Here is a 23460-nt window from a genome sequence, read left to right as displayed (position 1 = left end):
TACCCTCTTTGTTCTAGAGTGAACGTGGTCGCGCCGGATTCTCCGGGTTGCTTACGGAGCGGTCCGATCACATATCCCGGTATCCGCCCACGGGGCAGGATCCCTCCCTTACCGAAGCTGAGCTGGCCATGGCTAAACTTGACGACCTGTTCAACCGCGCCAAGGCGGGCGACCGCGATGCGCGCGTGATTTCCGTGCGCGGGGCACGGGAGCACAATCTCAAGAACGTCGACCTGATGGTTCCGCGGGACCATTTCGTAGTGTTCACGGGCCTTTCCGGCTCGGGCAAGTCGTCGCTCGCCTTCGATACCATCTACGCCGAAGGCCAGCGGCGCTACGTGGAGTCGCTGTCGGCCTATGCCCGCCAGTTCCTGGAGATGATGCAGAAGCCGGATGTGGACCAGATCGATGGCCTCTCCCCCGCAATCTCCATCGAGCAGAAAACCACCTCCAGGAACCCGCGTTCGACGGTCGGAACAGTCACCGAGATCTACGACTACATGCGCCTGCTCTGGGCCCGGGTCGGCGTCCCCTATTCCCCCGCCACCGGTCTGCCCATCGAGAGCCAGACCGTGAGCCAGATGGTGGACCGCATCCTCGAACTGCCCGAGAAGACGCGGCTCTTCCTCCTCGCACCCGTGGTGCGCGGCCGCAAGGGCGAGTACCGCAAGGAGATCGCCGAGTTCCAGAAGAAGGGCTTCCAGCGCCTGAAGATCGACGGCGAATATTACGCCATCGACGAGGCCCCTGCCCTCGACAAGAAGTTCAAGCACGACATCGACGTGGTGGTGGACCGCATCGTGGTCCGAGGCGATATCGCCGCGCGTCTCGCCGATTCCCTCGAGACCGCCCTCGATCTCGCGGACGGCATCGCCGTCATCGAACATGCCGACGAAAAGGACGAGAAGGGGAAGCCGAAGCGGATCGTATTCTCCTCGAAGTTCGCCTGCCCGGTTTCCGGCTTCACCATTCCGGAGATCGAGCCGCGCCTGTTCTCGTTCAACAATCCCTTCGGCGCCTGCCCCGCCTGCGGCGGCATCGGCCATGAGATGCGCATCGACCCGGACCTGATCGTTCCCGACGAGAGCCTGCCCCTCAAGCGCGGCGCCATCGCACCCTGGGCCAAGTCCACCTCGCCCTATTACAACCAGACGCTCGAAGCCATCACGCGGCATTACAAGGGCTCGATGACGAAGCCCTGGAACGAGCTCTCGGACACGGTGCGCGACGTCATCCTTTACGGCTCCGGCGATCAGTCCATCCGCATGGCCTACGATGATGGTCTTCGCGCCTACGAGGTCCGCAAGCCCTTCGAGGGCGTGATCCCCAATCTCGAGCGTCGCTACAAGGAGACCGAGAGCGACTGGGCCCGCGACGAGATCGGCCGCTTCATGAGCGAGACGCCCTGCGCCGCCTGCGGCGGCAAGCGCCTGAAGCCGGAGGCGCTGGCGGTGAAGATCGCCGGATCCGACATCGGCGACGCCACGGCCCTGTCGGTCAAGGACGCCCATGCCTGGTTCGGCGCCCTGACGAAGCAGCTCACCAAGAAGCAGAACGAGATCGCCGGCCGCATCCTCAAGGAAATCCGCGAACGCCTCACCTTCCTCGTCGATGTCGGCCTGGAATACCTGACGCTTGCCCGCTCGTCCGGCACGCTGTCCGGCGGCGAGAGCCAGCGCATCCGCCTCGCCAGCCAGATCGGTTCCGGCCTCACCGGCGTTCTCTACGTGCTCGACGAGCCTTCCATCGGCCTGCACCAGCGCGACAACGAGCGGCTGCTGATGACCCTCAAGCGCCTGCGCGACCTCGGCAATACGGTGATCGTGGTGGAGCACGACGAGGACGCGATCCTGCAGGCGGATTACGTGTTCGACATCGGTCCCGGCGCGGGCATCCACGGCGGCAAGATCGTCGCCGAAGGCACGCCGCCGGAGATCATGGCGAACCCGAAATCGCTCACCGGCAAGTATCTGACGGGTGCACTCTCCGTGAAGGTGCCCGAAAAGCGGCGCAAGCCCACCAAGAGCCGCATGCTCAAGGTGGTGGGCGCGCGCGGCAACAACCTCAAGAACGTGACGGCCGAGATCCCGCTCGGCACCTTCACCTGCATCACCGGCGTCTCCGGCGGCGGCAAGTCGACCCTCGTCATCGACACGCTCTACAAGGCGGTGGCGAGAAAGCTCAACGGCGCCCTCGAACATCCGGCGCCACACGATCGTATCGAGGGGCTGGAGCATCTCGACAAGGTCATCGACATCGACCAGTCGCCCATCGGCCGCACGCCGCGTTCGAACCCGGCGACCTATGTCGGGGCCTTCACGCCGATCCGCGAGTGGTTCGCGGGCCTGCCGGAGGCGAAGGCGCGCGGCTACCAGCCGGGGCGGTTCTCCTTCAACGTGAAGGGCGGCCGCTGCGAGGCCTGCCAGGGCGACGGCGTCATCAAGATCGAGATGCACTTCCTGCCCGACGTCTACGTCACCTGCGACGTGTGCAAGGGCAAGCGCTACGACCGCGAGACGCTGGAGGTGAAGTATCGCGAGAAGTCCATCGCCGACGTTCTCGACATGACGGTGGAGGAAGCCCGCGAGCTGTTCAAGGCCGTGCCGACGATCCGCGAGAAGATGCAGACGCTCGCCCGCGTCGGCCTCGACTACGTGCATGTGGGCCAGCAGGCGACAACGCTCTCCGGCGGCGAGGCGCAGCGCGTCAAGCTTTCCAAGGAGCTCTCGAAGCGCGCCACCGGCCGCACCCTCTACATTCTCGACGAACCGACCACGGGCCTGCATTTCCACGACGTGGCCAAGCTCCTCGAAGTGCTGCATGAACTTGTCGAGCAGGGCAACAGCGTGGTGGTGATCGAGCACAACCTCGAAGTCATCAAGACCGCCGACTGGGTCATCGACATGGGCCCCGAAGGCGGCGACGGTGGCGGACGGATCGTCGCCCAGGGTACGCCCGAAGACATCGCGGCGTCGAAGGACAGCCACACGGGCCGGTTCCTGAAAGAGGTGCTGGCGCGCCGCCCGTTGAAGGGGGTGCCCGAGGTCGCTCGGAAGAAGCCGAAGAAGGTGACACGGCAGGCGGCGGAGTGACCTCCTGGATCGCGGCAACGCCCGCGATCCGCTCCCGGAGCACAAGTCCGCAACACCTGACTCGCGGTGGGGAGGAGTGAGGCGCACCGTCTCGCTCCCCTGTCATTCCGAGGCTGCTCCCGCTGCCGTCCTTCCGGGACAGCGCATCACGCTGGGCCCGGAACCCATCACCGCTGCCAGTGCAGCGGGAAGCGCCGCGGATGGCGCCGCTCTCCCACTGTGAACCCTCAGCCGGGCCGCTGTTCCGTCTTTGTTCTTGACGCCGCGCTCAAGCTATACTATATCATGACCTGTCCCGCCGCAGCGAGGGGCGCGCGCGCGAGGCGTCGCTGGTGTGGCGGTGGGAACGGTCCCGCAGGCAAGGTCACGCCGCCTTTGCCGGGCGGGGGGCCCAGGCTGTGCCCGGGGCTGCCGGTTGGTCCGCCGCCGCCCGCTGTCGCGAACAGCGGTGTCCGCGCCGGGCAGCAGGCCAGCCCTGCGCCGCCTGTCCGCCGCAACAAACCGTGCGCGATGACGCTTCGGCTCTTCGCTTCACTCCCATCCCACCCGAGCCGGAGCCGACACCGCGCCCCCCTCGAGCCGGCCTCCCCTCCGGGCCCACAGCCCGGAGGCGGAAGCGGCGTGGCGGTTTCAGCCATCCCTTCCGTTCCGTCAGTCATCCATTCATTGCCGAAGGATCTTCACCATGAGCCGCACCGATCATGCCCTCCCGCAGCTGCCGATGCCGAGGCCTCCCACACTGCCCGACACGCGGGAATATCCGATTTGCATGAAGACAGGTCGGCCGCGAGGCTTCCGGCTCGCTCACCGTGTCGGCATCTCCACCACAAGCGCGACGACCCGCCGGACGACGGGCATCACGACCAGCGCGGTGGGGAATGCGACGGCATAGGACATGCCCCAGGATTGCAGGATCTTCGAGAACACATCCGCTTCGAGTCCGACCGCTCGAAGGGTCGCGATGGTCGAGACGATCCCGGACATGAGCAGCGAGAGGACAAGGGGGAAGATCACGATCTGGGCCCTCGACGGAAGCTTGCGCAGGCGCGGCAGGCGAAAGGACAATTCAGGCATGGTCTTCGCTCTCATGACATCCACCCGCGTTCGAAGGGCGTGATCGCGGCGGCGAGATCCTGCGCGAAGAAGGCTTGCGTGTGGGGAAGATTCATGTGCCGGGCCAACGCTCCGGCGTCGACGAAATCCTCCACGAGCAGGAAGGCGCTCTCGTCGGAGAGGGCCTGGAAGAACGAGAATTCGCGGCAGCCCGGCTCCAGCCGTGTGGCGCCCTGCAGGTCGAGAAGGGCACGGCGCATCGCGGCGGCGAGGCCGGCCCTGGCCTGGATCCGCACAATCTTTCGCAGAGAGGCGGCTATGACATGATCGGACAAAGTGATCTCCCTCAAAGGATGCCAGCACCTTGCATCCGGAAGCCTCTGTGCGAAATTGCCGAAGTTCTCCCACTGACTGTGAAAGAATCGGGAATGTTCGACTGGGACGATCTGCGTCATTTCGTGGCTTTGGCCGATGGAGGCTCCCTGTCGGCGGCGGCCCGTCGTCTCCGGGTCGAACATGCGACAGTCGCCCGCCGGGTGGCTGCGCTCGAAGCAGCGATCGGAGCAAAGCTCGTCGACCGGCGCGGTGGGCGCTACGTGCTGACCGCCGAAGGCGACAGCGTCGCGCAAAATGCCCGACGGATGGAAGCCGAGGCCTTCGCCGTGGAGCGGGCGGTGAAGGCCCGCCAGCAGGACGTCGCGGCCGAGATTTCGGTCACCGCACCACCCGTTCTCGCTGCATCCTTGATCGCTCCCCACCTGTCGGAACTCAGGCGGGCCTATCCACGCCTGCGCCTGCGGCTTCTCGGACAGAGCCATGCCGTCTCCCTTCCGCGGCGGGAGGCGGATCTGGCCCTGCGCCTGATGCGGCCGAGCGACACGACCCTCGTCGCTCGGAAAGTCGGCTCGTTGGCGTATCGGCTCTACGGCTCAAAGGACTACGTGACGTCCCGCACTCCGGAGGATTTCGAGTTCATCGCCTTCGACGAGAGCCTCGACGACGTGCCCCAGCAGACCTGGCTGAAGACCCTTGCCGGACACAGGCCCATCGTGTTCCGCACCAACGACCTCGCCGTTCAATGCGCCGCCGCGCAGGCACATGTCGGAATCGCCGCCCTGCCCGATTTCCTGGCCGACGCCTGCGGATTGGCCGGCGCCGATTCAGAGAACCGCGTTTTCACACGGGATGCCTGGCTCACCTATCATGGTGATCTGCGCGACAACCCGGCCATTGCCGCGGTCTCGGCCTTCATCGCCGATTGCGTGCGGAGGGTCGTGCCCCTGGGCGGACGGCCTTGACCTTCCCACCGTGGCAAGGTCCAGAAGGTCCAGGATCATGATGACCAAGGACCGAATCATGCATTCCTTTCATGTCCCCAGGATGGGCTGCGGCGGCTGCCTCAAGACCGTGACTCTCGCCATCCTGGCGCTCGATCCGCAGGCCCGCGTCGACGGCGATCTCGACAGGCGCACCCTCCGTGTCACCACCCATGCCACCGAGGAAGCTGTGCTCGGGGCTTTGCGGAAATCCGGCTATCCGGCAGAGCCTGTCGCCGAGGCCCTGCGCTAGTCGCCCCCCATCCTCTGGAACCATTCGGAGCTTCACCGTGACGATACGGACCCTCTCCCTGATCCTAATGCTCGCCGCCGCACCGACGGCCGTTCTCGCACAGGGCATGTCCCATGGCGGCCATATGGGCCACGCGGCATCGACGCCGCGCACCGACTCGCCGGCGACGAAGGCCTATCGCGAGGCCAATGCCAGGATGCATCGCGACATGGACATCGCCTACACGAACGATGCCGATATCGACTTCGTGCGCGGCATGATTCCCCATCACCAGGGTGCCATCGACATGGCGAAGGTCGCCCTCGGGAACGGCAAGGACGAGCAGGTCCGCAAATGGGCGACCGACGTCATCCGCGAGCAGGAACGGGAGATCGGCGAAATGCGGGCCTGGCTGAAGAGCAAGGGCGTCGAATAGGCCGGTCGCCCCGCTCAGCGCAGAACGGCCGAGAGCGCCGACAGGGTGTTGATCCAGCGCACCGCATGTTCCGGGTTTTCCGGATCGAAGGCGACGGTGACCGCGTCGACACGCGTTGCGACGGGGATGACGGCGGCGAGGTCGCAAAGCGCCGGCGTGTTGAACTCGATTTCGAGCCGATAGGGACCTTTCAGCGTGAAGGGCTGCGACACGCCTGCCCTTCGCACCGCCTCCTCGGCCTTCTCGCGGATGAGTGCCCGTGACCGCTCCGGTGCAAGGCTGCGTGCCGCACGCTGCCCGAGGGATTGCTTGACAACCGCATAGATGGCGTCGGGAAAGAGGTCCTTCGTCTCCTCCTGGAGGCAATCGTCGCCCGTGAGCAGGATGATGGGGACGCCGAGGCTTCCGGCATAGGCGCCATAAAGTCCGGCCTCGCCGAGTTCGAGTCCGTTCAGGCGGATGCGGCCGAACGCGAAGCCGTTGACCGTATGCGCCAGAACACCCTTGGCCCGAGCACGTGCATGATATCCGAGACAGAAGATCCCCGCGTGATCGCGCGTCAGTCCCTCGAACATGTTGAGCGGCTTCGGCTTGCCGAGAATGACCTCGGCGCGGGCGTCGAGGTCCTCGGGCACGAGATTGCGCATGTCGCCATGGGAGTCGTTGACGAGCACCTCGCTGGCACCGCCGGCGAAGGCGCCCGCGATGGCAGCATTGACCTCCTGCGTCATCAGGCGCCGGGCGCGCTCGTACTCGCTGTTGCCCATGGCGCCGTGCTGCGGATTCACGACGCCCGCGACGCCCTCGATATCCGCAGAGAGATAGATCTTCATGGAAATCTCCAGACTTTCGACGGCACGTTAAGCGACCAACCGTCTCAAGTTGGTGAAGATGTCAGCCGTTCTCTCTCGCGGCACCGAGGGACGACACGCGCCGGTCCATCGCGGATCAGGAAGCTGAAGGCAGCGTCAGAACTTTCTCGACACCCCCGAGGGCCCTGCCAGACCGCGCAGGGCCTCCTCGACAGCCTGATGGGCGGCCTGGGCGATACGCTCGCTTCGCCTCATGCGGTCCCGCATCTCGATCCGCTCGATCAGGGAATCGAACTCCCGCGGAACGACGGGATCGCCAAGATACTGCGGCTTCGGCGAGGCCTCGTAGAGCTGCGCGCGCAGCGTTTGGCCGAGGTGTTCCTGAATCTGCCGCGGCAGCGGCGGCTGGTTACTACGCGCCTTCCGGGGATTGTCGCCTGTCACAGTCATGCGGGGCCCGCCTGGTTCGAGGAGCATATGGTTAACGAAGCGTAACCATTCCAGTTCCAACCCGTTCGCAAAGACTTTGGCCCCTCCTGTTCTGGTCCTAAGCGCCTCCCTGCCTAGATGTTCCTGAAGGCAAGCTTTTCCAAAGGAGGTGAACCATGGATCTCAGCCGCCGCGCCTTCCTCCTGGGTGCCCCGGCCGCGACGGGCATCGCCCTGTCCGGCGGCAAGGTTTTCGCGCAACCGGCCTTCGACAGGACGGCCTATGGTGCGATGTACGCGCCCATCGACACCGACCTTTATCCGGTCCCTGGAGTTCCGCTGTCGCGGATCAATCAGGCATTCCTCCGCAAGGAGGTTCCCTACGAGAGGCCGGAGCCGCCGGGCACCATCGTCATCGATCCACGCGCCCGCTATCTCTACCATGTGCAGGACGGCGGCATGGCCATGCGTTACGGAGTCGGTGTCGGCCGGGCGGGGTTTTCCTGGTCGGGTGAAGCGACGGTCCACGACAAACAGGAGTGGCCCGACTGGTATCCTCCGAAGGAGATGTTCGGCCGCCAGCCCGAGCTGATGGATCAGATGGGCGACCTGCCCGGTGGCCCTGGAATGCCGGGGGGTCCTGGCAATCCCTTGGGCGCCCGCGCTCTCTACCTCTGGCAGGGCAACAAGGATACGCTCTATCGCATCCATGGCACATTCGAACCCTGGACGATCGGTACCAACGTATCCTCGGGCTGCATTCGCATGATCAACCAGGATGTCATGGACCTCTACCAGCGGGCGCCGATCGGAACCAAGGTCGTCGTCCTCTCGGCCGGAGGTCAAAAAGTGAGGCGGGCCGAGACTCCGAGCTAGGTTATAAATCCGAAATCGAGGGGTAATTTCGTCAAGACAAGAACATCGTCCGCAGACGGGTTTTTTCGATCGTCGCTAACGGTCGGTTAAACGCTCGGCGCAAGACTGTGCCCATGCGTCAGCTTCCGTCCTCCGCCCCGACAATCCGCCGCACCTCCGAGACTGGCGCGCGCCAATTTTGCCATGGTTGTCGGCCAGGAAGCAGGTCGAGGCGCCGGAACGGCATAAAGATATCAAGGGGATTTCTCGTCACGACCGGCGCCTGGGAGGGTCAACCATGATCCCGGCGTCGCTCGGCCGTAGCGCCCGTGCGCAGCGGCTCATCCGCCTTGCTTTGTGCTCGACTGCGGCCGTCGCCGCATGTCTGACCGCCGCCATCGCCACGCAGGACGCGGCAGCCGACGGCGACACGCGAACGCTCACCTTCTTCCATACCCATCGGCGCGACACCGCGACGATCACCTATCGACGGAACGGGCGCTTCGATGACCAGGCCCTGACCCAGCTCAACTGGTACCTCCGGGACTGGCGCACGGACGAGCCCGCCAAGATGGATCCCCGGCTCTTCGACGTCCTCTGGGAGGTCTATCGGGAGAGCGGATCGAAGGAGCCCATCAACATCATCTCGTCGTACCGTTCGCCGAAAACCAACGCCATGCTCCGCAATCGCTCGAGCGGGGTCGCCGAGCACAGCCAGCACATGCTCGGAAAGGCAATGGATATCCGGCTCCCGGACGTCGATATCGGGCGTCTTCGGGCGATTGCCATGAAGCTGCAATATGGAGGTGTCGGCTACTACCCCTCCTCCGAATTCGTACATGTCGACACCGGCAATGTGCGGGCTTGGCCGCGCATGACGCAGGACCAGCTTGCCCGCCTGTTCCCGGACGGCAAGACCGTCCACCTGCCGAGCAATGGCCGGCCGCTCCGCGGCTATGAGGAAGCCAAGGCCGAGATCCTCCCGCGCAATGCAGCGCTGGCGGCCCAGGCCGCCTCCGGCGGCTCGCTCGGCAGCGTGATGACGGCGCTGTTCAGCCGCAGGGAGCCACCGCGCCCAGCCCCGGTCGAGCCCGCGCCCAGCACAGCCCCCGCCACGCAGGCGAGCAGGCCGGACATTCCGGAGACGGCCCTTGCGCTCGCCCCTGTTCCGCCGCCCCGTCCGCGGGATCTGCTGCTGACGGCGTCCGTGGAACCGCCACCACCGCCTCGGCCCGAACGCCCGATCGTGACGGCGGCCCTTGCCGGGGCAGCGACGCGGCCGTCCATCGAGCCGATCATCGGCCCCGACAGGAAGGCCTCCGTGAAGGCGCTTTTCGATCCGCGCACGGCCTTCCTCGACCTCGGATTCGCGCCGCAGGTGAAGAGCGATCTCTCGACCACGGGGTTTACGGGACCGGCGGTGAAGCCATTGCCGATCAAGCAGCCCCTGCTGGTTCGCCAGGCCAGCGCGGAAGCCAGTACGGGATCGTGAGACATTTGACGTGCGCCAACCTCTATGAGGCGTGATGCCGGGCCAGCTCCTGCTGCAGCACCGCAGGATCGATCTGCACCTTGAGGATGGTCCCTCCGAAATCAAGCGCGAGGACAGGCTTGCCGGCCTGCTCCTCGACGCGGGTCGACAGGGGCTGAAGCGGCACGCTGCGCGGGTGGTTCGGCCCCGCCCCTTCTGCAAATACCCGCGGCGGCAGCGCGCGGTGCACCCGGGCGATCTCGTTCAACAGATCCGACAGGATCGGCGTGGAATCGACCGTTCCGAGCAACACCTCGTATTCCCGCCCCGAGTCGGTGCGGACACTGAGCGAGAAGAGTTGTCCATCGGCGGCTACGTCGACCCGCCACGCCATCGATCCAATGCGCTTCACCACGCCAATATCCTTTCGTCAGCTCCCACTTAGCATGCCTTTCCACGAAAGGTTATCACGGGATCGGGCCGAGCCTCGTCCAGGAGTGTCGGCGTCCCGCCGCTGCTACCGCGAACGGCCGGGCGGCTGAAGGGAGACTCCGGTGGGGACTTTCAATTCGCCCTCGGCATCGTCGGGATCGATGAAATGGCCGTCCTTCGGGATGACAAGGCCGGCACCCAGTCTCGGCGGCCTCGTCTGTGAGGTACAATCGATGGAGGATGTAAGTTCCAGCGCCGTCTCGGTGCCTCGCAGGCGATCCTTCGCCTTGGATGGGGGCTCGATCACTCCATCGATCCGCATATGCTGATCGGGAAACTCCCAACTGAAGTCCTGGCCCCGCTGCGTCCACCGGCCCGGCCAGTGGCCGTCCTTCGTTCTCGACGCATCGAATACGTAAGGGCTCACCTCTCCCCGCTCGAGTTCGCCGCCTCCGACTCCGCCATCGGGGTAGAACACGATGATGAACTGCGAGCCGTCTCGCTCCCGCGTGCAGTTCCACATGGAGCCAGTGAGATTTATTCCGTCAGCCAACGCTCCGGCCGAGGCCAGCATCGTCGCAAGGGTCGCGCCTGGAAGTGTTTTCAGGAGTGTTTTCATCACGCGGTTCGAACCCGATGCTCTGGTACAGGACGGCGTGCGAGGACGATAGGTCGGGGCAGGACTATCGGTTGGGAAACCGACTCGTCGTCGCGGCGGGAGATGAGTTTTCCATAGCGCGTCGTTCCGCCCGAAGCCATCCTTCCGAGCACGGTTCGTGTGCCTGAAAATGAGTCAGCCCAAGGGAATCATCACATCCGGCGCCGTCTCCGCATGCCATGCAGAAATGCGGCTATTTTAAGAGGAGACGCCCGGTTTTTTGCGAATGCCGCTTTGCCCTATCGGCCCTGCGCATGGGTGGGCGACGGGCCCTGCACCAGACGAGCTTGTTTAAACGCGCTTGCGGTCTAAACCGAAGTCAAGACTGCGGCGCCGCCACTGCGCTGCACCGCATCGGCGGCTACCGCCAGTATATCCCTCTCTTGGTTCCGGAGATACGCCCAGCATGACGAGGCTGACGGCTCGATTCGCGATCGTATTCCTCACATCCCTGCTTTTCATCCCCGCCGCCCATGCGGCCAATGCCCGCCTTCCCAAAGGCTTCATGAAGATGGAGCCAAGGACACGCAGTCTGCAGATCTGCAACAACAAGGGCTCGCACGAAATTTCGCGGGAGAAGGAATTTTCCCGTCTCGACCGGGTCGTCGTCGATGCCATGTCGAATCCGACCTTCGACAAGAACATCATCTCGGGCGACGGAGGCGCGTTCCGGAACCGGGGGCAATGGCACCAGTTCCAATTCAAATGCACGCTCACGGACGACAGCCTGGCTGCCACATCGTTCACTTATCGGGTTGGCGACATCATCCCTGAAGATCAGTGGGAGCGGTTCGGACTGTGGCGCTGACGAGCGCGCGAACGCAGTGGCGCCCGCGATCCCGTGCCGGAAAATAGACCAAGAAAAATGGGCCGCCTGTGACAGCGGCCCAAGTAAGGGAAGAAACTTCAGAGGGAACAACGTCGCCATCGTTGCGGCGTCATGACCCCAATGTGGAGGTCAGAGGGTACCGCAGGGAGGCCTTCCTATGAAAAGCTGGCATGCGGTTCACGCATGGCGCGAAGCGATTACCCGAACGCGATAGGCCGGATCCGTGTCGTCGCTTTGATGTCGCGCCGACGCATGACCATCCGGACAGCGGGCGGTGCGACGAGACATGTGAAGGATCCGACGACCAGACCGACAAGCAACGCAATCATGAAGACCTCCTGTCAGAGAGGGAGCGTGCGCCCGCAAGGTCAATGAAACGTTAACGGGCGCAGCCCTGTCGTGCCCTCCATCCCGATTTCCGCCCGAAGCCCCCATCAAGAGAATACCGGAACAGCCGAAGCACGGTCACAGGATTATCAGCCTAGGCTTTCGCGAGGCTTGCCTTCCTCTTGCAGACGCTTCGCGCCGCCACTCCCCGGTCGCCGGGCTACCAGCATGGGTGTAAGATATTCGTTCAAGGCTCGTACCCTGTCCTGAAGGCGCGGGGCATGGACGGGCCTCCTGGCGACAACAGGAGGCGGCCCGATGGAAACAGCTCGATTTCGCGATCGCGACGACGCAGGCCGGCAGCTTGCGAACCGGCTTGCCGGAATGAAACTTGCAAATCCTGTCGTTCTGGCGCTGCCGCGGGGCGGAATTCCAGTCGCGAAGCCCGTCGCCGCGGCCCTCCATGCGCCGCTCGACCTGCTCCTCGTGCGCAAGATCGGGGTTCCGGCACAACCGGAACTGGCGGCAGCGGCGATTGTCGACGGGGCACAGCCGGAGATCGTCTTCAACCGGCCCGTCATGTCCCTGGTCGGATTGACCGAGGACGAGATCGACGACCTTGCGCAAGCCGAGCTGTGGGAGCTGGAGCGGCGACGCAAGGTCTACATGAAGGACAAAAGCCCGGTCTCCGTCGAGGGACGGACCGCCATCGTCATCGATGACGGGATCGCCACAGGGACAACGGTGCGGGCCGCTCTGTCCGCCCTGCGCAGGCGGGGCCCCGCCCGATTGGTGCTGGCCGTGCCGGTCGCCCCGGCCGAGACCATCGAAGCCTTGAGGCCTCTCGTCGACGATGTGGTATGCCTTCAGGCGCCGCAGGATTTCTATGCCCTCAGCCCGTTCTATCAGGAGTTCCACCAGCTCACCGACGCGGAGGTCACGCACATGCTGGAACCCTCTTCGGAGGGCCTGGCGCCCTGATTGCCGATTGCCGTCGTCGTGGAGCAGCTTAACAGATGTCCGAGGACAACCTATAAGACGGACCCGGCGCCGGGTTTTTCGCGGCCGGCGAAAGTCCTGCTCGTGGCATTCCGTCCCGAGCCTTTCATGAGAATGAGGAACGCCGGCATGGCCGACGTCGTCACGTTTGGCGAATTGCTGGTCGACTTCGTGCCGACCGTCAACGGGCTCGGTTTTGCCGGCACGGAAGCCTTCAGGAAGGCTGCCGGAGGGGCCCCGGCGAATGTCGCCGTGGCGTTGACGCGGCTCGGCGTTCCAAGCGCCTTCATGGGCATGGTCGGCGACGACGGGTTCGGCCACTTCCTGGCGGAGGCCCTCCGGGAGGCCGGTGTCGACGTATCCCCTCTTCTGTTCACCGACCGCGCGGCAACCGCCTTGGCCTTCGTCTCCCTGCAGGCGAACGGCGAGCGCGAATTCCTGTTCTATCGCAGCCCGAGCGCCGACATGCTGATAGCTCCCGGAGACGTCGACGGGACGGCCATCGAGAAGGCGCGGGCCTTTCATTTCGGCTCCATCAGTCTCATCTCGGACCCGTCCCGCGCGGCCACCCTCCACGCGGTGGAACGCGCCCGCCGGTCCGGCAAGCTCATCACCTATGATCCCAATCTCCGCCTGCACATCTGGCCCAATGCGGAGGCTGCCCGCGACGGCATGCGGCTCGGATTCGAACATGCCCAGATCGTGAAGATCGCGGCGGAGGAGGTCGCCTTCCTGACGGGCGAGGACGACCCCATCGCCGGAGCCCGTGCCCTGTGGACGGATCGCACTGTCCTGATGGCCGTCACCTGCGGTCCCGCGGGTTGCTACTGGCTGACACAGGAGGCTCAGGGAAAGGTTCCCGGATTCAAGATCGATGCCATCGACGCGACGGGGGCGGGCGACGCCTTCATGGCTGGCATCATTGCAGGGCTGCTGGCCGAACCGGGGATGCCGCGAGATCCCGCGCGGCTCGACGAGATCTGCCGCTTCGCCAATGCGGCCGGTGCCCTTACCGCCACGGGACGCGGCGCCATCCCCTCCCTCCCTACCCGGGCAGCGGTAGAAGCCTTTCTAAAGGAGCACCAGACGTGACGGCCATCGCCGCCTCGCTGCGGATGTGCAACGACGCCGACCATTGAACCCGCCAACGCCCCTCCGTGGGCCGAGACGAAGAGGATACGAGGAATGAACGTCGAGACTGTTTCCACGGCGCCGATCGAAGGTCAGAAGCCCGGCACGTCGGGACTGCGCAAAAAGACGGCCGTGTTCATGCAGCCCGGCTATCTCGAAAACTATGTCCAGGCCGTGATCGAAGGCGTCGGCGGCGTCGAGGGACGCACCGTCGTGGTCGGCGGCGATGGCCGCTTTTTCAACGACGAAGCCATTGCCATCATTCTGCGCATGCTCGCTGCGAATGGCGCCGCGCGCGCCATCGTCGGGCAGAACGGCATGCTCTCCACGCCGGCAGCGTCCAATGTGATCCGCAAGCGCGAGGCGTTCGGTGGCATCGTGCTCTCGGCCAGCCACAATCCTGGCGGCAAGGATGGCGATTTCGGGCTCAAGTTCAATATCGCCAATGGCGGCCCTGCTCCGGAGGCGATCACCGATGCGATCTTTGCGCGCACGAAGGCGGTCAGCGCGTACCGCATCCTCAAGGATGCGGCGCCGTCCCTCGCCACACTCGGCGAAACGAGCCTCGGCGACATGGCTGTCGAGATCATCGATCCTGTCGCCGACTATGCCGCCCTGATGGAAACCCTCGTCGATTTCGACCGGATCAGGAAACTCTTCGCCTCCGGCTTCAGGCTTCGCTTCGATGCGATGCACGCGATCACCGGCCCCTATGCGAAGGCCATCATCGAGGGTGCGCTCGGCGCCCCCGCCGGCACGGTGGTCAACGCCGTCCCGCTTCCCGATTTCGGCGGCCACCATCCCGATCCGAATCCGGTTCATGCCGCGGAGTTGTTCCGGCTGATGTTCTCGCCCGATGCACCCGATATGGGAGCGGCCTCCGACGGCGACGGCGACCGCAACATCATCCTCGGCCGTGGCCTTGCCGTCTCTCCGTCCGACAGCCTGGCGGTGCTCGCAGCCAATATTCACGAAGCCAAGGGATATCGCAGCGGCCTGAAAGGCATCGCCCGCTCGATGCCCACGAGCCGTGCCGCCGACCGCGTCGCGGAAAAACTCAAGGTCGAGATGTTCGAGACGCCCACCGGGTGGAAGTTCTTCGGCAATCTGCTCGATGCCGGTCGGGTGACGATCTGCGGCGAGGAAAGCGCCGGAACGGGATCGGCCCATGTCCGCGAAAAGGACGGCCTCTGGGCAATCCTCCTCTGGCTCGATATCGTCGCGGCGCGCCGCCAGTCCATTGCCGAGATCATGACGGATCACTGGCGGACCTATGGGCGCGACTACTACACGCGCCACGATTACGAAGGCATCAGCACTGCCGCTGGCGACGCGCTCATGTCGGACCTCCGTGGCGCCCTTGACACTCTGCCGGGCCGGAACTTCGCAGGCCTCACGGTACAAGTCGCCGACGACTTCGCCTATGAGGATCCGACAGATGGCTCCATCACCCGGCACCAGGGTGTGCGAATCCTGTTCGACAATGGGGCGCGGGCGGTCTTCCGCCTGTCCGGCACGGGCACGGAAGGCGCAACCCTTCGCGTCTATCTCGAGCGCTTCGAGCCCGATCCTTCACGCCACGACCGCGATCCTCAGGTTGTGCTCGCCGATATCATCGCCGCAGCCGATGCGATCGCAGGAATCCGGCAGAGAACAGACAGAGACGCCCCCGACGTCATTACCTGACGGGGGCTGTCAGGGCGCGCCTGACAACCTGCTCAAGCACTCTGGCGTGGCGCGTGGGCCGGCGGGGAACCGTCATGGATCGCGCTTCGGATCTGGTTCCGTAGCTCGGGCGTGTCCTGGTGGTGGTGGACGGTGACCGCATGCGTCACCGCCGCCTCCAGGACCTCGTTCTCCGTATCGGCAACGAGGGCCAGGCTGCATTTCACTTCGCTCGGCATTTCACGGCAATCGATGAACTTCCGTCCCATGTCCCGCTCCCTCTGAGGCTCAGACGCATGATCGGATGACGAGTCCGGCGGCCCGTGCGTCGGGCGGCCGGGCGGCAATCATACTCCAGACAAGGCGTCGGCACACCCTGCAAGGCTTCCGTTCGAAGGAACCGGCCAAGGTTCGGTGCGTTCGACTGATGCCAATTGGAAAGGAATGCCGCCATGCGCCATCGTGTTCTCGGCCCGTCACTCGCCCTCGCCCTCCTCGCCCTTCCTCTCGCCGCCTGCCAGACCGACACCGCCGCCGGACCGGCGACCGGTGCCGCCGGCGGCGCCGTCGCCGGCGCCGTGGTCGGCGGACCTGTCGGCGCTGCGGTCGGCGGCGTGGCCGGAGCCGCAGCGGGCGGCGTGCTCAGCGCCGGCGAGTCCACCCGCGTGCGCACTTTCATCGTCGCACAGCGACGCCCCTCGATCCGCATGACCGAAACGGTCATGGTCGGAGAGACCCTGCCGACACGGATCCGGCTGTTCCCGATTCCGAACAGCGTGGGCCTTCAATCGACCTACAGCTACACGGTCGTGAACGACCAGAAGCTGCTCGTCGACCCGCAGACCCGCGAAGTCGTGGAGATCATCCCGTAGCGGAGTGCCAAACCTGGAGGCGGCTTCTCATCCGTCATGGAACTCCGAGCGCGCCTCCAGGGGTCTCATCCGCTGAACCGCGGTGAATGAAACCCTCACCCGCGCGATGCCGTGTTGCTCCCGCGGCTGGCCGAGACCGATGGGGGTGTTGAGGTAGGCGAAGCGCCCCTCGGCAGTGGTCGGATCTGTGAAGGCGACATGCACATGGCGCGCGCTCGCCTCGAACAGGTTCAACGCCCGCAATTCATCCTCGGACAGGTCGACCTCGGCGACGTAGGAGTCGGCCCTTCCATTCACAGGCCGGATCTGTTCCAGGACTCTGTCCAAGAGATGCGGCCATTCGCGGACCAGTTCAGGCATGGTCACCTCCTGTGCAAGCCTAACGCTTTCGGCAGGAGCCGGTTCGCCCTGTCAGTTCCTTCAAGAGAGATACCGCTTCATGCCATGCGACCATGGAGGGTTAAGGCTGCACGCCAGGGCATTTCCCACGCCTCTACTTTTGATCAATTCAAAACTAAAGGCACCAAATGCAGAAATTGTGAGAAATATACTTTCTACCCAGCCGCAATACTTACTTTAGAATGTTTCTATATAGCAATTTTACCATTGCCATGGCAGCCCGATCGGATTAGCCATCCCCGCGACAGGATTGGCACGGCCAGGGTCTCGTTCTTGCGGAGCCCAGCCGACTTCGCAGGCGGAGATGGACATGAGATTGCGCGCATTCGCGTTGGCCGTGATGGCCGCAACGGCGCTGAGCAGCGCCGCCAGGGCGGAAGCGCCTCAGCCGAAGGCGGTGATCGAGAGCTATATCTCCCTTGCCCAGGCGATGTACGGCGATGCCGCAATCGCCGCTCGCGAGCTTGCCACCACGGTCGATGCATTCCTTGCCGATCCGACCGACGAAACCTTGAACGCAGCCCGCGCCGCCTGGCGCAAGGCACGCATCCCCTACCAGCAGACCGAGGGCTTCCGCTTCGGCAACAAGGCGATGGACGAGCTCGAAGGCAAGGTCAATGCCTGGCCTCTCGACGAGGGTCTGATCGATTACGTCGACACCAAGTCGTATGGCGAGACATCGGACGAGAACCCGCTCTACCGCGCAAACGTCATTGCCAACACATCCATCCGCATCGGCAAGAAGCAGGTTGATGCCACGAAGATCACGAAGAAGCTTCTCTCCGATGCGCTGCAGGAGGCGGGAGGCGTCGAGGCGAACGTGGCGACCGGCTTCCACGCCATCGAGTTTCTGCTCTGGGGACAGGACCTCAACGGCACGGGGCCGGGTGCCGGCGCCCGGCCGGCCACCGATTATTCCCTCAAGGCCTGCACGCACGACAATTGCGACCGGCGGCGTGATTACCTGAAGGCGGCCACCGGGCTGCTCGTCGACGATCTATCCGAAATGGCGAAGGCCTGGGACGCCAAGGGTAAGGCCCGACAGGACCTCGTCAGGAAGGGACCCAACGAGGGCCTCGCAACGATCCTCACGGGCCTCGGCAGCCTTTCCTATGGAGAATTGGCCGGCGAACGCATGAAGCTCGGCCTCATCCTCCATGATCCGGAGGAGGAGCATGACTGCTTCTCCGACAATACCCATAACTCGCACTATGCCGACCAGATCGGCATGGTGGCGATCTATGAGGGACGCTACACACGCCTCGACGGCAAGCTCCTGCAGGGGCCCAGCATGGCCGGCTATGCCCGCGCCAAGGCGCCGGACGAGGCCGCCAAGGTCGAAGCCGCCATGAAGAATGCCACCGACAAGCTGCGTGCCATCAAGGACCGCGCGGACTCGGGCAAGGAAGCCTACGACCAGATGATCGGCGAAGGAAATGTCGAGGGAAACAAGGTGGTCCAGGACGGTGTCGACGCGCTGGTGGCGCAGGCGCGGGCCATTGAGACCCTCGTCAAGAAACTCGGGCTGACCATCTCGGTCGAGGGCTCCAACAGCCTCGACAACCCGTCGGCCGTATCGAAGTAAGAGATGGCACTCGATCGCAGGCAGCTTCTGAAAGGTCTCGGCGCGGCGGGGCTCGCCTCCGCCGCCGGGGGAACGAGCCTGCTGGCGCGGCCGGGCGCCATGCCGCAGCTTGCGCCGCGCCCACCCGTCCCGGCGGGCCAGGTCCACGACTGGCATTTTGCCGCCGCAGAGCGACCTGCGCGCCTTCTGGGCCCTGACGGTCCAGCGACAACGGTCTGGACCTATTCCGACAATCTCATGCCGATGAAGCGGATCCGCCTGGGCGACATCATCCGGGCACGGCTGGAGAACCGGCTCGGGGAGCATACGGCGATCCATTGGCATGGCATCCGCGTGCCGAATGCCATGGACGGCGTTCCCTTTCTCACCCAGCCTCCGGTGAACAAGGGCCAGAGCTTTCTCTACGAGTTCGCGCCGCCTGATCCCGGCACCTTCTTCTTTCATCCCCATTGCAACGAATCCGGCCAGGCCGGTCGCGGCATGGCCGGGGTCCTGATCGTCGATGGCGACGAGCGCCACCGCGCCGATGCGGATCTCGTCATTGCCTACAAGGACTGGCGGCTTGCCGACGACGGAACCTGGCTGGCCTTCGAGACGCCGGAAGGGGCAAGCCGCGCCGGTACCTACGGCACCGTCCGCGCCGTCAACGGCGTCGCGCCGGCACGCCATGCCATCCCCGCCGGGGGCGACATCCGCCTGCGCGTCCTCAATCTCGACAGCACTCGCGTGATCGAGATCGGAGTCGATGGCGCCGAGGCGGCGGTGATCGCCATCGACGGGAATGCCGTGACGCCCTTCCCGCTCGATACATGGCGCATGGGGCCTGCCATGCGGATCGATCTGCTGGTCCGTGCTCCGGCGCCGGGAAAGAGTTTCAAAGTCATCGACTATTTTTCATCCGAACCCTGGACGCTCGGCACATATGAAGCAGAAGGTCCAGCGCGGCCCGCACGGATCTTCGATCCCGCCATTCTCTTCGAAGCGGTGCTACCGCGGGCAGATCTCACGAACGCCGAGCGCATGAGCTTCACCTTCAGCGCGGCGTCCGGCTCCGTGGCGGACGCGGCGGCGGCGCTGGCACCCGACGATCCGCTCGCGAAGATCCTGCTCGACGGTCTCTGTGTGCGCGACACCTCCTTCTGGGCCATCAACAAGGCTTCCTGGGCCTCCGACCAGCACCGCCAATTGCCAGCGCCCCTCGGTGTGCTGACGACGGGTCGATCCTATGTGTTCGAGCTCATGAACGCGACACCGCATCATCACCCGATCCATCTGCACGGCCATACCTTCGAGGTACTGAGCGCTTCGCGGCTCAAGCGGCCCCGTCATTTCGCCGACACCGTACTGCTGCAGCCCAAGGAGCGCATCGAGATTGCCTTCGTCGCAGCCGAGGGCAACTGGATGTTCCACTGCCATGTCCTGGAGCATCTCGAATACGGCATGATGGGCTATCTGCGGGTTTCATGATGAAAGGGCGGGCTCTGGGGCGAACGGCCGTCCTCCTGCTTCTTGCGGCGCCGGTCTCCGCACACGCCCTCGACGATGCCATCGGACGCGCCCTTTTCCGCCGCCCGTGGGTGCCAGCCCCCTCCTCCACGCGGGCGAACGATGGCCTGGGGCCGCTTTTCAACGCCCGCGCCTGTTCCGCCTGTCATCGCGACCTCGATCGGATGCCGGTCGTGACGGATCCGGCGGGCATGGTCCGAAGCGACCATCTCGTCCTGCGCTTCAGCGGCCCGGATGGAGAGCCTGACCCGGTCTATGGCCGTCAGATGCAAACCTCCGCTGTGGCGGGTGTGCCGCCCGAAGGGCGCATTGCGAGGACCGTGCAGGGATTCGGGCCTGTCGATTTCGCTTATGGTGCTCTGGCCCCTGGCATTCGATCCGGAGCACTGCTTGCGCCATCCCTTCGCGGCCTTGGGGAGCTTGAAGCCATTTCCGACGAAGCCCTCGACGCCTTCGCCGCTGAGAATACCCGTCGCGCCGACGGGGTGGCGGGCCGCGTCAACTGGGTCGTGGATGCGCAGGGCCGGCGCCGGGCGGGACGGTTCGGCTGGAAGGCCTCCGAGCCCACGCTGGAAGAGCAGGTCGAAAACGCCTTCGCGCTCGACCTCGGCCTCTCGACGAAAGGACGCTCGCCACCGCAAGGAGACTGTACCTCCGCCCAGGCCTCCTGTCTGGCCGCTCCCATGGGAGACGACGGCGGACCGGAGATTTCACCGGATATCGTCTCGCGCATCGCCGCCTATCTCGCGTCCCTCGGTCCCGTCGCACCGCCGGAAGGCGGGAGCGCCGAATTGGCGTTGTTCGAAGCCGTCGGATGTGCGGCCTGTCATCGCCCTTCCTTGCCCGGCAAGGCCGGACCGGTGCGCGCCTTCACCGATCTGCTGCTGCACGACCTTGGGCCAGCCCTCGACGGCGGCGCCACGGAACCAGGCGTCGCCTCGACCGAATGGCGCACGGCTCCGCTCTGGGGTCTCTCGCGGACCCTTGCGAACGGGGCCGGCCTCCTGCATGACGGGCGGGCCCGGACCGTGGAGGACGCCATCGGCCTTCACGGCGGCGAGGCTGCCCTCTCAAGGTCACGTTTCAAGTCTCTATCGGAGGCAGAACAACGCCGACTGGTCGAATTTCTGAAATCGCTGTGAGACGCATGATGCGCGCGCCCCAGATCGCCACCCTGATTTGTCTTGCCCTTGCCGGGCCGGCTCTTGCCCAACACAGTGACGAGCGCCGCGGGACGGTCCTGCGTGCGGCCCGGGAATTCATCATTCCCGGCTACGATGCTCTGGCTCGGGAAACCAAGGCTGAGGAAGAGGCGTGGACGCGCTTTTGCGCCGCGCCGCGCGCCGACGCCGTCACTGGCCTGAAGGACAGCTATCTGAAGGCAGCGGATGCCTGGGCGAGGATCGAGTTCGTCCTCTACGGCCCGATCGCCAAGGACTTCCGTTATGAGCGCATGGCCCATTGGCCGGAGCGCAAGAACGCCATCGGCCGGGCCCTTTCGAACCTGCTCGCGCGAAAAGGTGGGGACGACCTCGCGCCCGAACGCTTTTCCCAGACCAGCGCCGCTGTACAGGGCCTCTCCGCCCTTGAGCGCATTCTCTATGGAGAGAATGCCGCCGATGCATTGTCGACCGGGTCCGACGAGGCGACGCGGCGCTGCGGTGTCGGCATGGCCATCGCCGGCAACCTCGCACGCACCAGTGCCCAGGTTCTTGACGAATGGCGCCGCCCGGATGGCACGCTCGCCGAGATCGAAAAGGGCGACGACGCCAAGGTGGAGGAAGCGGCGACCAGGCTTGCCACAGACTACATTGCGCTCTTCGAAATCATCGACGATCAGAAGCTGGGTGCGGTGATGGGCGACGGTGTCGACAACGTCAGGCCGACTCTTGCGGAGGGCTGGCGCAGCGGGCGCTCCATGCGGGCCATCGGCGCCAATCTTGAAGCTGCGGAGGCACTGGGCAGAATTCTGGTCGATCCAACGTCCGACGAGGGAGTCTCGCTCGGTTATGCGCTGCGCACCGCGCGCGGTATGGAGGAGAGTGCCCCATCCGATATCGGCAAGGCTGCCGCCGATCCGAGGCAGCGCAGCAACATCGTCCTGCTGCGCGACGCCGTCCACTCGTTACGAGAGACCGCCGAGGCGTCCGTTCCGGCCGCACTCGGCATTTCCCTGGGATTCAACAGCCGTGACGGTGATTGATCGACGCTCGTTCCTGGGGGCTCTCGGCGCGGCGGTCGCAGGCACCTTCTACCCGAAATCCGGGTTTGCCGCGTCCGAGCGCCCGCTCTTCGTCTCGGCCTGTTTCGAGGGTGAGCAGACAGCCTCCGTCGCTGTGTTCTCCCTCGATGGCGAGATGCTGTTCAATACACGCCTGCCGGATCGGGGGCACGACATCGCCGTCCGCCCTCACGGCAATGAACTCGTGGTCTTCGCGCGCAGGCCCGGGAATTGGGCGGCGGTCGTCGATCGTACCACCGGAGAGGTCCGGCGGGTGGTGACGTCAGCGGAGGGACGCCATTTCTATGGGCACGGCGTGTTTTCCCGCGATGGCACCCTGCTCTATGCCACCGAAAACAAGGTCACGAGCGGCGCCGGCATGCTCGGTATCTACAATGCAAGCGAAGGCTATCGGCGGATCGGAGAAATGCCGAGCTTCGGCATCGGCCCGCACGACCTCGCCTATCTTCCCGGCCAGCGTCACATCGTGGTCGCGAATGGCGGCATCAGGACCAATCCTGAGACCGGGCGCGAAACTCTGAACAGGAACCAGATGGAGCCGAGCCTCGCCATCGTCGATCCGGCGAGCGAGAGCGTTCTGCTGAAGGTCGATCTCGGGCCGGATCTGAAGGGCCTCAGCATCCGCCATCTGGCAGTGTCCCCTCGCGGAGACACGGTGTTCGGCTGCCAGTTCGAAGGCGACGAGAACGAGATGCCCGCCCTGGTCGGATTGTTGACTTCGGACGGCAGGACCCGCTTTCTTGACATGCCTGACGATGCTCTCGATGCCATGAGGAACTATGTCGGCTCGGTCGCGCTCGACTCCGCCGGCCGAATCGCCGCCGCGACGAGCCCCATCGGCAATACCATCGCATTCTGGGATCTCGAGTCCGGCCGCTTCCTCGGCCGAAGGCGCATGTCGGATGTCTGCGGCGTCACCGCCGTGCCCACAGAGGGCGTCTTCCTTGCGACGTCGGGCAATGCGGGTGTTCGCTTGGCGCCCGTCGGGAAGGATGAACTCAGGCCTCTTGACGGAACGCAGCTCGGGCGCTGGGTTTGGGACAACCATGTCCGTTCGATCTGAGCCTGGCATCACGATCCAGAAGCGGCAAAGCCACTTGAGATATCCGACCGGTGACAC

Annotated in this window: 25 protein-coding genes; 16 read left to right on the top strand and 9 right to left on the bottom strand. The window is 64.9% G+C overall.

What is annotated here, in order from left to right:
• Positions 1-128 precede the first annotated feature (128 nt).
• Entirely contained in the window at positions 129-3092 is a 2964-nt protein-coding gene (gene uvrA, locus AC522E_RS06690; RefSeq protein ID WP_500749612.1) for an excinuclease ABC subunit UvrA, read from the top strand.
• Between the two features lie 804 nt (positions 3093-3896).
• Here uvrA and AC522E_RS06685 read toward each other — a convergent pair.
• Positions 3897-4181, bottom strand: a complete 285-nt coding sequence (locus AC522E_RS06685) for a DUF2798 domain-containing protein (protein ID WP_500749611.1) — start codon at positions 4179-4181, stop codon at positions 3897-3899.
• Positions 4178-4480: a putative quinol monooxygenase gene (locus AC522E_RS06680; RefSeq protein ID WP_500749609.1), complete on the bottom strand. Its 303-nt coding sequence runs from the start codon at positions 4478-4480 to the stop codon at positions 4178-4180. The genes AC522E_RS06685 and AC522E_RS06680 overlap by 4 nt, the downstream gene beginning before the upstream one ends.
• 93 nt (positions 4481-4573) lie before the next feature.
• Between AC522E_RS06680 and AC522E_RS06675 the strand changes: the two genes are divergently transcribed.
• From AC522E_RS06675 to copM, 3 genes are read left to right on the top strand one after another with little or no spacing between them, the layout of a single operon-like run.
• On the top strand, positions 4574-5443 hold the full coding sequence (locus AC522E_RS06675) for a LysR family transcriptional regulator (protein ID WP_500749608.1): 870 nt from the start codon (positions 4574-4576) through the stop codon (positions 5441-5443).
• A 58-nt stretch (positions 5444-5501) separates the two neighbouring features.
• Positions 5502-5714, top strand: coding sequence for a heavy-metal-associated domain-containing protein (locus tag AC522E_RS06670; RefSeq protein ID WP_500749607.1), 213 nt, complete (start codon positions 5502-5504; stop codon positions 5712-5714).
• 37 nt (positions 5715-5751) lie between these two features.
• Positions 5752-6129 carry a CopM family metallochaperone gene (gene copM / locus AC522E_RS06665; protein WP_500749606.1) on the top strand — a complete coding sequence of 126 codons (378 nt, stop codon included), beginning with the start codon at positions 5752-5754 and terminating at the stop codon, positions 6127-6129.
• Positions 6130-6143: 14 nt separating this feature from the next.
• Here copM and AC522E_RS06660 read toward each other — a convergent pair whose 3' ends face one another.
• Positions 6144-6962, bottom strand: a complete 819-nt coding sequence (locus AC522E_RS06660) for a M55 family metallopeptidase (protein WP_500749605.1) — start codon at positions 6960-6962, stop codon at positions 6144-6146.
• A 135-nt stretch (positions 6963-7097) separates the two neighbouring features.
• Positions 7098-7391, bottom strand: a complete 294-nt coding sequence (locus tag AC522E_RS06655) for a hypothetical protein (RefSeq protein WP_500749604.1) — start codon at positions 7389-7391, stop codon at positions 7098-7100.
• Between the two features lie 155 nt (positions 7392-7546).
• Here AC522E_RS06655 and AC522E_RS06650 point away from each other — a divergent pair, with 155 nt between their 5' ends.
• Together AC522E_RS06650 and mepK are read left to right on the top strand one after the other, a co-directional pair.
• Entirely contained in the window at positions 7547-8245 is a 699-nt protein-coding gene (locus AC522E_RS06650; RefSeq protein ID WP_500749602.1) for a L,D-transpeptidase, read from the top strand.
• A gap of 277 nt (positions 8246-8522) precedes the next feature.
• Positions 8523-9716, top strand: a complete 1194-nt coding sequence (gene mepK, locus AC522E_RS06645; protein ID WP_500749601.1) for a peptidoglycan L,D-endopeptidase MepK — start codon at positions 8523-8525, stop codon at positions 9714-9716.
• A 22-nt stretch (positions 9717-9738) separates the two neighbouring features.
• On the opposite strand, the gene AC522E_RS06640 is transcribed toward mepK, so the two are convergent.
• Entirely contained in the window at positions 9739-10110 is a 372-nt protein-coding gene (locus AC522E_RS06640; RefSeq protein ID WP_500749600.1) for a hypothetical protein, read from the bottom strand.
• A 102-nt stretch (positions 10111-10212) separates the two neighbouring features.
• Positions 10213-10746, bottom strand: a complete 534-nt coding sequence (locus AC522E_RS06635) for a hypothetical protein (RefSeq protein ID WP_500749598.1) — start codon at positions 10744-10746, stop codon at positions 10213-10215.
• 445 nt (positions 10747-11191) lie between these two features.
• On the opposite strand from AC522E_RS06635, the gene AC522E_RS06630 reads away from it, so the two are divergent.
• Positions 11192-11593, top strand: coding sequence for a DUF930 domain-containing protein (locus tag AC522E_RS06630; RefSeq protein WP_500749596.1), 402 nt, complete (start codon positions 11192-11194; stop codon positions 11591-11593).
• 218 nt (positions 11594-11811) lie between these two features.
• Here the strand turns inward: AC522E_RS06630 and AC522E_RS06625 are convergent, their stop codons facing one another.
• The gene (locus tag AC522E_RS06625; RefSeq protein ID WP_500749594.1) at positions 11812-11943 is read right to left on the bottom strand and encodes a hypothetical protein; all 132 of its coding nucleotides are present in this window, start codon (positions 11941-11943) and stop codon (positions 11812-11814) included.
• 316 nt (positions 11944-12259) lie between these two features.
• Between AC522E_RS06625 and AC522E_RS06620 the strand changes: the two genes are divergently transcribed.
• The 3 genes from AC522E_RS06620 to AC522E_RS06610 all read left to right on the top strand — a co-directional run bounded on the left by AC522E_RS06620 (position 12260) and on the right by AC522E_RS06610 (position 15757).
• Positions 12260-12922: a phosphoribosyltransferase gene (locus AC522E_RS06620; protein WP_500749592.1), complete on the top strand. Its 663-nt coding sequence runs from the start codon at positions 12260-12262 to the stop codon at positions 12920-12922.
• Positions 12923-13069: 147 nt separating this feature from the next.
• Entirely contained in the window at positions 13070-14032 is a 963-nt protein-coding gene (locus AC522E_RS06615; RefSeq protein ID WP_500749590.1) for a PfkB family carbohydrate kinase, read from the top strand.
• A gap of 93 nt (positions 14033-14125) precedes the next feature.
• Positions 14126-15757 (top strand): alpha-D-glucose phosphate-specific phosphoglucomutase, encoded by a 1632-nt coding sequence (locus tag AC522E_RS06610; RefSeq protein ID WP_500749588.1) that lies wholly within the window; start codon positions 14126-14128, stop codon positions 15755-15757.
• 32 nt (positions 15758-15789) lie between these two features.
• Here AC522E_RS06610 and AC522E_RS06605 read toward each other — a convergent pair whose 3' ends face one another.
• Complete coding sequence (locus AC522E_RS06605; protein ID WP_500749586.1) at positions 15790-16005, bottom strand: DUF1059 domain-containing protein; 216 nt, start codon at positions 16003-16005, stop codon at positions 15790-15792.
• Between the two features lie 183 nt (positions 16006-16188).
• Here AC522E_RS06605 and AC522E_RS06600 point away from each other — a divergent pair, with 183 nt between their 5' ends.
• The gene (locus tag AC522E_RS06600) at positions 16189-16608 is read left to right on the top strand and encodes a DUF1236 domain-containing protein (RefSeq protein WP_500749585.1); all 420 of its coding nucleotides are present in this window, start codon (positions 16189-16191) and stop codon (positions 16606-16608) included.
• A gap of 27 nt (positions 16609-16635) precedes the next feature.
• On the opposite strand, the gene AC522E_RS06595 is transcribed toward AC522E_RS06600, so the two are convergent.
• Complete coding sequence (locus AC522E_RS06595) at positions 16636-16968, bottom strand: hypothetical protein (RefSeq protein ID WP_500749583.1); 333 nt, start codon at positions 16966-16968, stop codon at positions 16636-16638.
• Between the two features lie 349 nt (positions 16969-17317).
• Here AC522E_RS06595 and AC522E_RS06590 point away from each other — a divergent pair, with 349 nt between their 5' ends.
• Genes AC522E_RS06590 through AC522E_RS06570 form a run of 5 tightly spaced genes read left to right on the top strand, consistent with a single transcriptional unit; the run spans position 17318 to position 23403 of the window.
• On the top strand, positions 17318-18592 hold the full coding sequence (locus AC522E_RS06590; RefSeq protein ID WP_500749582.1) for an imelysin family protein: 1275 nt from the start codon (positions 17318-17320) through the stop codon (positions 18590-18592).
• 3 nt (positions 18593-18595) lie between these two features.
• Positions 18596-20059: a multicopper oxidase family protein gene (locus tag AC522E_RS06585; protein ID WP_500749580.1), complete on the top strand. Its 1464-nt coding sequence runs from the start codon at positions 18596-18598 to the stop codon at positions 20057-20059.
• Positions 20056-21240 (top strand): di-heme oxidoredictase family protein, encoded by a 1185-nt coding sequence (locus AC522E_RS06580; RefSeq protein ID WP_500749577.1) that lies wholly within the window; start codon positions 20056-20058, stop codon positions 21238-21240. Before AC522E_RS06585 ends, AC522E_RS06580 begins: the two co-directional genes overlap by 4 nt.
• Positions 21241-21245: 5 nt before the next feature.
• Positions 21246-22301, top strand: coding sequence for an imelysin family protein (locus AC522E_RS06575; protein WP_500749576.1), 1056 nt, complete (start codon positions 21246-21248; stop codon positions 22299-22301).
• Positions 22288-23403 carry a DUF1513 domain-containing protein gene (locus AC522E_RS06570; protein WP_500749574.1) on the top strand — a complete coding sequence of 372 codons (1116 nt, stop codon included), beginning with the start codon at positions 22288-22290 and terminating at the stop codon, positions 23401-23403. Before AC522E_RS06575 ends, AC522E_RS06570 begins: the two co-directional genes overlap by 14 nt.
• Positions 23404-23460: the final 57 nt, after the last annotated feature.

Source organism: Microvirga sp. BF8, from assembly GCF_059888585.1.
Note: the sequence above shows the minus strand (reverse complement) of the source record. Positions and strands in the feature narration are given on the sequence as shown.

What these genes read in the sequence shown, in the direction of transcription:
- uvrA (WP_500749612.1), top strand. Translation starts at nt 129, where the DNA reads ATGGCTAAACTTGACGACCTGTTCAACCGCGCCAAGGCGGGCGACCGC.
- AC522E_RS06685 (WP_500749611.1), bottom strand. Translation starts at nt 4,181, where the DNA reads ATGAGAGCGAAGACCATGCCTGAATTGTCCTTTCGCCTGCCGCGCCTG.
- AC522E_RS06675 (WP_500749608.1), top strand. Translation starts at nt 4,574, where the DNA reads ATGTTCGACTGGGACGATCTGCGTCATTTCGTGGCTTTGGCCGATGGA.
- AC522E_RS06670 (WP_500749607.1), top strand. Translation starts at nt 5,502, where the DNA reads ATGCATTCCTTTCATGTCCCCAGGATGGGCTGCGGCGGCTGCCTCAAG.
- AC522E_RS06660 (WP_500749605.1), bottom strand. Translation starts at nt 6,962, where the DNA reads ATGAAGATCTATCTCTCTGCGGATATCGAGGGCGTCGCGGGCGTCGTG.
- AC522E_RS06655 (WP_500749604.1), bottom strand. Translation starts at nt 7,391, where the DNA reads ATGACTGTGACAGGCGACAATCCCCGGAAGGCGCGTAGTAACCAGCCG.
- AC522E_RS06650 (WP_500749602.1), top strand. Translation starts at nt 7,547, where the DNA reads ATGGATCTCAGCCGCCGCGCCTTCCTCCTGGGTGCCCCGGCCGCGACG.
- mepK (WP_500749601.1), top strand. Translation starts at nt 8,523, where the DNA reads ATGATCCCGGCGTCGCTCGGCCGTAGCGCCCGTGCGCAGCGGCTCATC.
- AC522E_RS06635 (WP_500749598.1), bottom strand. Translation starts at nt 10,746, where the DNA reads ATGAAAACACTCCTGAAAACACTTCCAGGCGCGACCCTTGCGACGATG.
- AC522E_RS06630 (WP_500749596.1), top strand. Translation starts at nt 11,192, where the DNA reads ATGACGAGGCTGACGGCTCGATTCGCGATCGTATTCCTCACATCCCTG.
- AC522E_RS06625 (WP_500749594.1), bottom strand. Translation starts at nt 11,943, where the DNA reads ATGATTGCGTTGCTTGTCGGTCTGGTCGTCGGATCCTTCACATGTCTC.
- AC522E_RS06620 (WP_500749592.1), top strand. Translation starts at nt 12,260, where the DNA reads ATGGAAACAGCTCGATTTCGCGATCGCGACGACGCAGGCCGGCAGCTT.
- AC522E_RS06615 (WP_500749590.1), top strand. Translation starts at nt 13,070, where the DNA reads ATGGCCGACGTCGTCACGTTTGGCGAATTGCTGGTCGACTTCGTGCCG.
- AC522E_RS06610 (WP_500749588.1), top strand. Translation starts at nt 14,126, where the DNA reads ATGAACGTCGAGACTGTTTCCACGGCGCCGATCGAAGGTCAGAAGCCC.
- AC522E_RS06605 (WP_500749586.1), bottom strand. Translation starts at nt 16,005, where the DNA reads ATGGGACGGAAGTTCATCGATTGCCGTGAAATGCCGAGCGAAGTGAAA.
- AC522E_RS06600 (WP_500749585.1), top strand. Translation starts at nt 16,189, where the DNA reads ATGCGCCATCGTGTTCTCGGCCCGTCACTCGCCCTCGCCCTCCTCGCC.
- AC522E_RS06595 (WP_500749583.1), bottom strand. Translation starts at nt 16,968, where the DNA reads ATGCCTGAACTGGTCCGCGAATGGCCGCATCTCTTGGACAGAGTCCTG.
- AC522E_RS06590 (WP_500749582.1), top strand. Translation starts at nt 17,318, where the DNA reads ATGAGATTGCGCGCATTCGCGTTGGCCGTGATGGCCGCAACGGCGCTG.
- AC522E_RS06585 (WP_500749580.1), top strand. Translation starts at nt 18,596, where the DNA reads ATGGCACTCGATCGCAGGCAGCTTCTGAAAGGTCTCGGCGCGGCGGGG.
- AC522E_RS06580 (WP_500749577.1), top strand. Translation starts at nt 20,056, where the DNA reads ATGATGAAAGGGCGGGCTCTGGGGCGAACGGCCGTCCTCCTGCTTCTT.
- AC522E_RS06575 (WP_500749576.1), top strand. Translation starts at nt 21,246, where the DNA reads ATGATGCGCGCGCCCCAGATCGCCACCCTGATTTGTCTTGCCCTTGCC.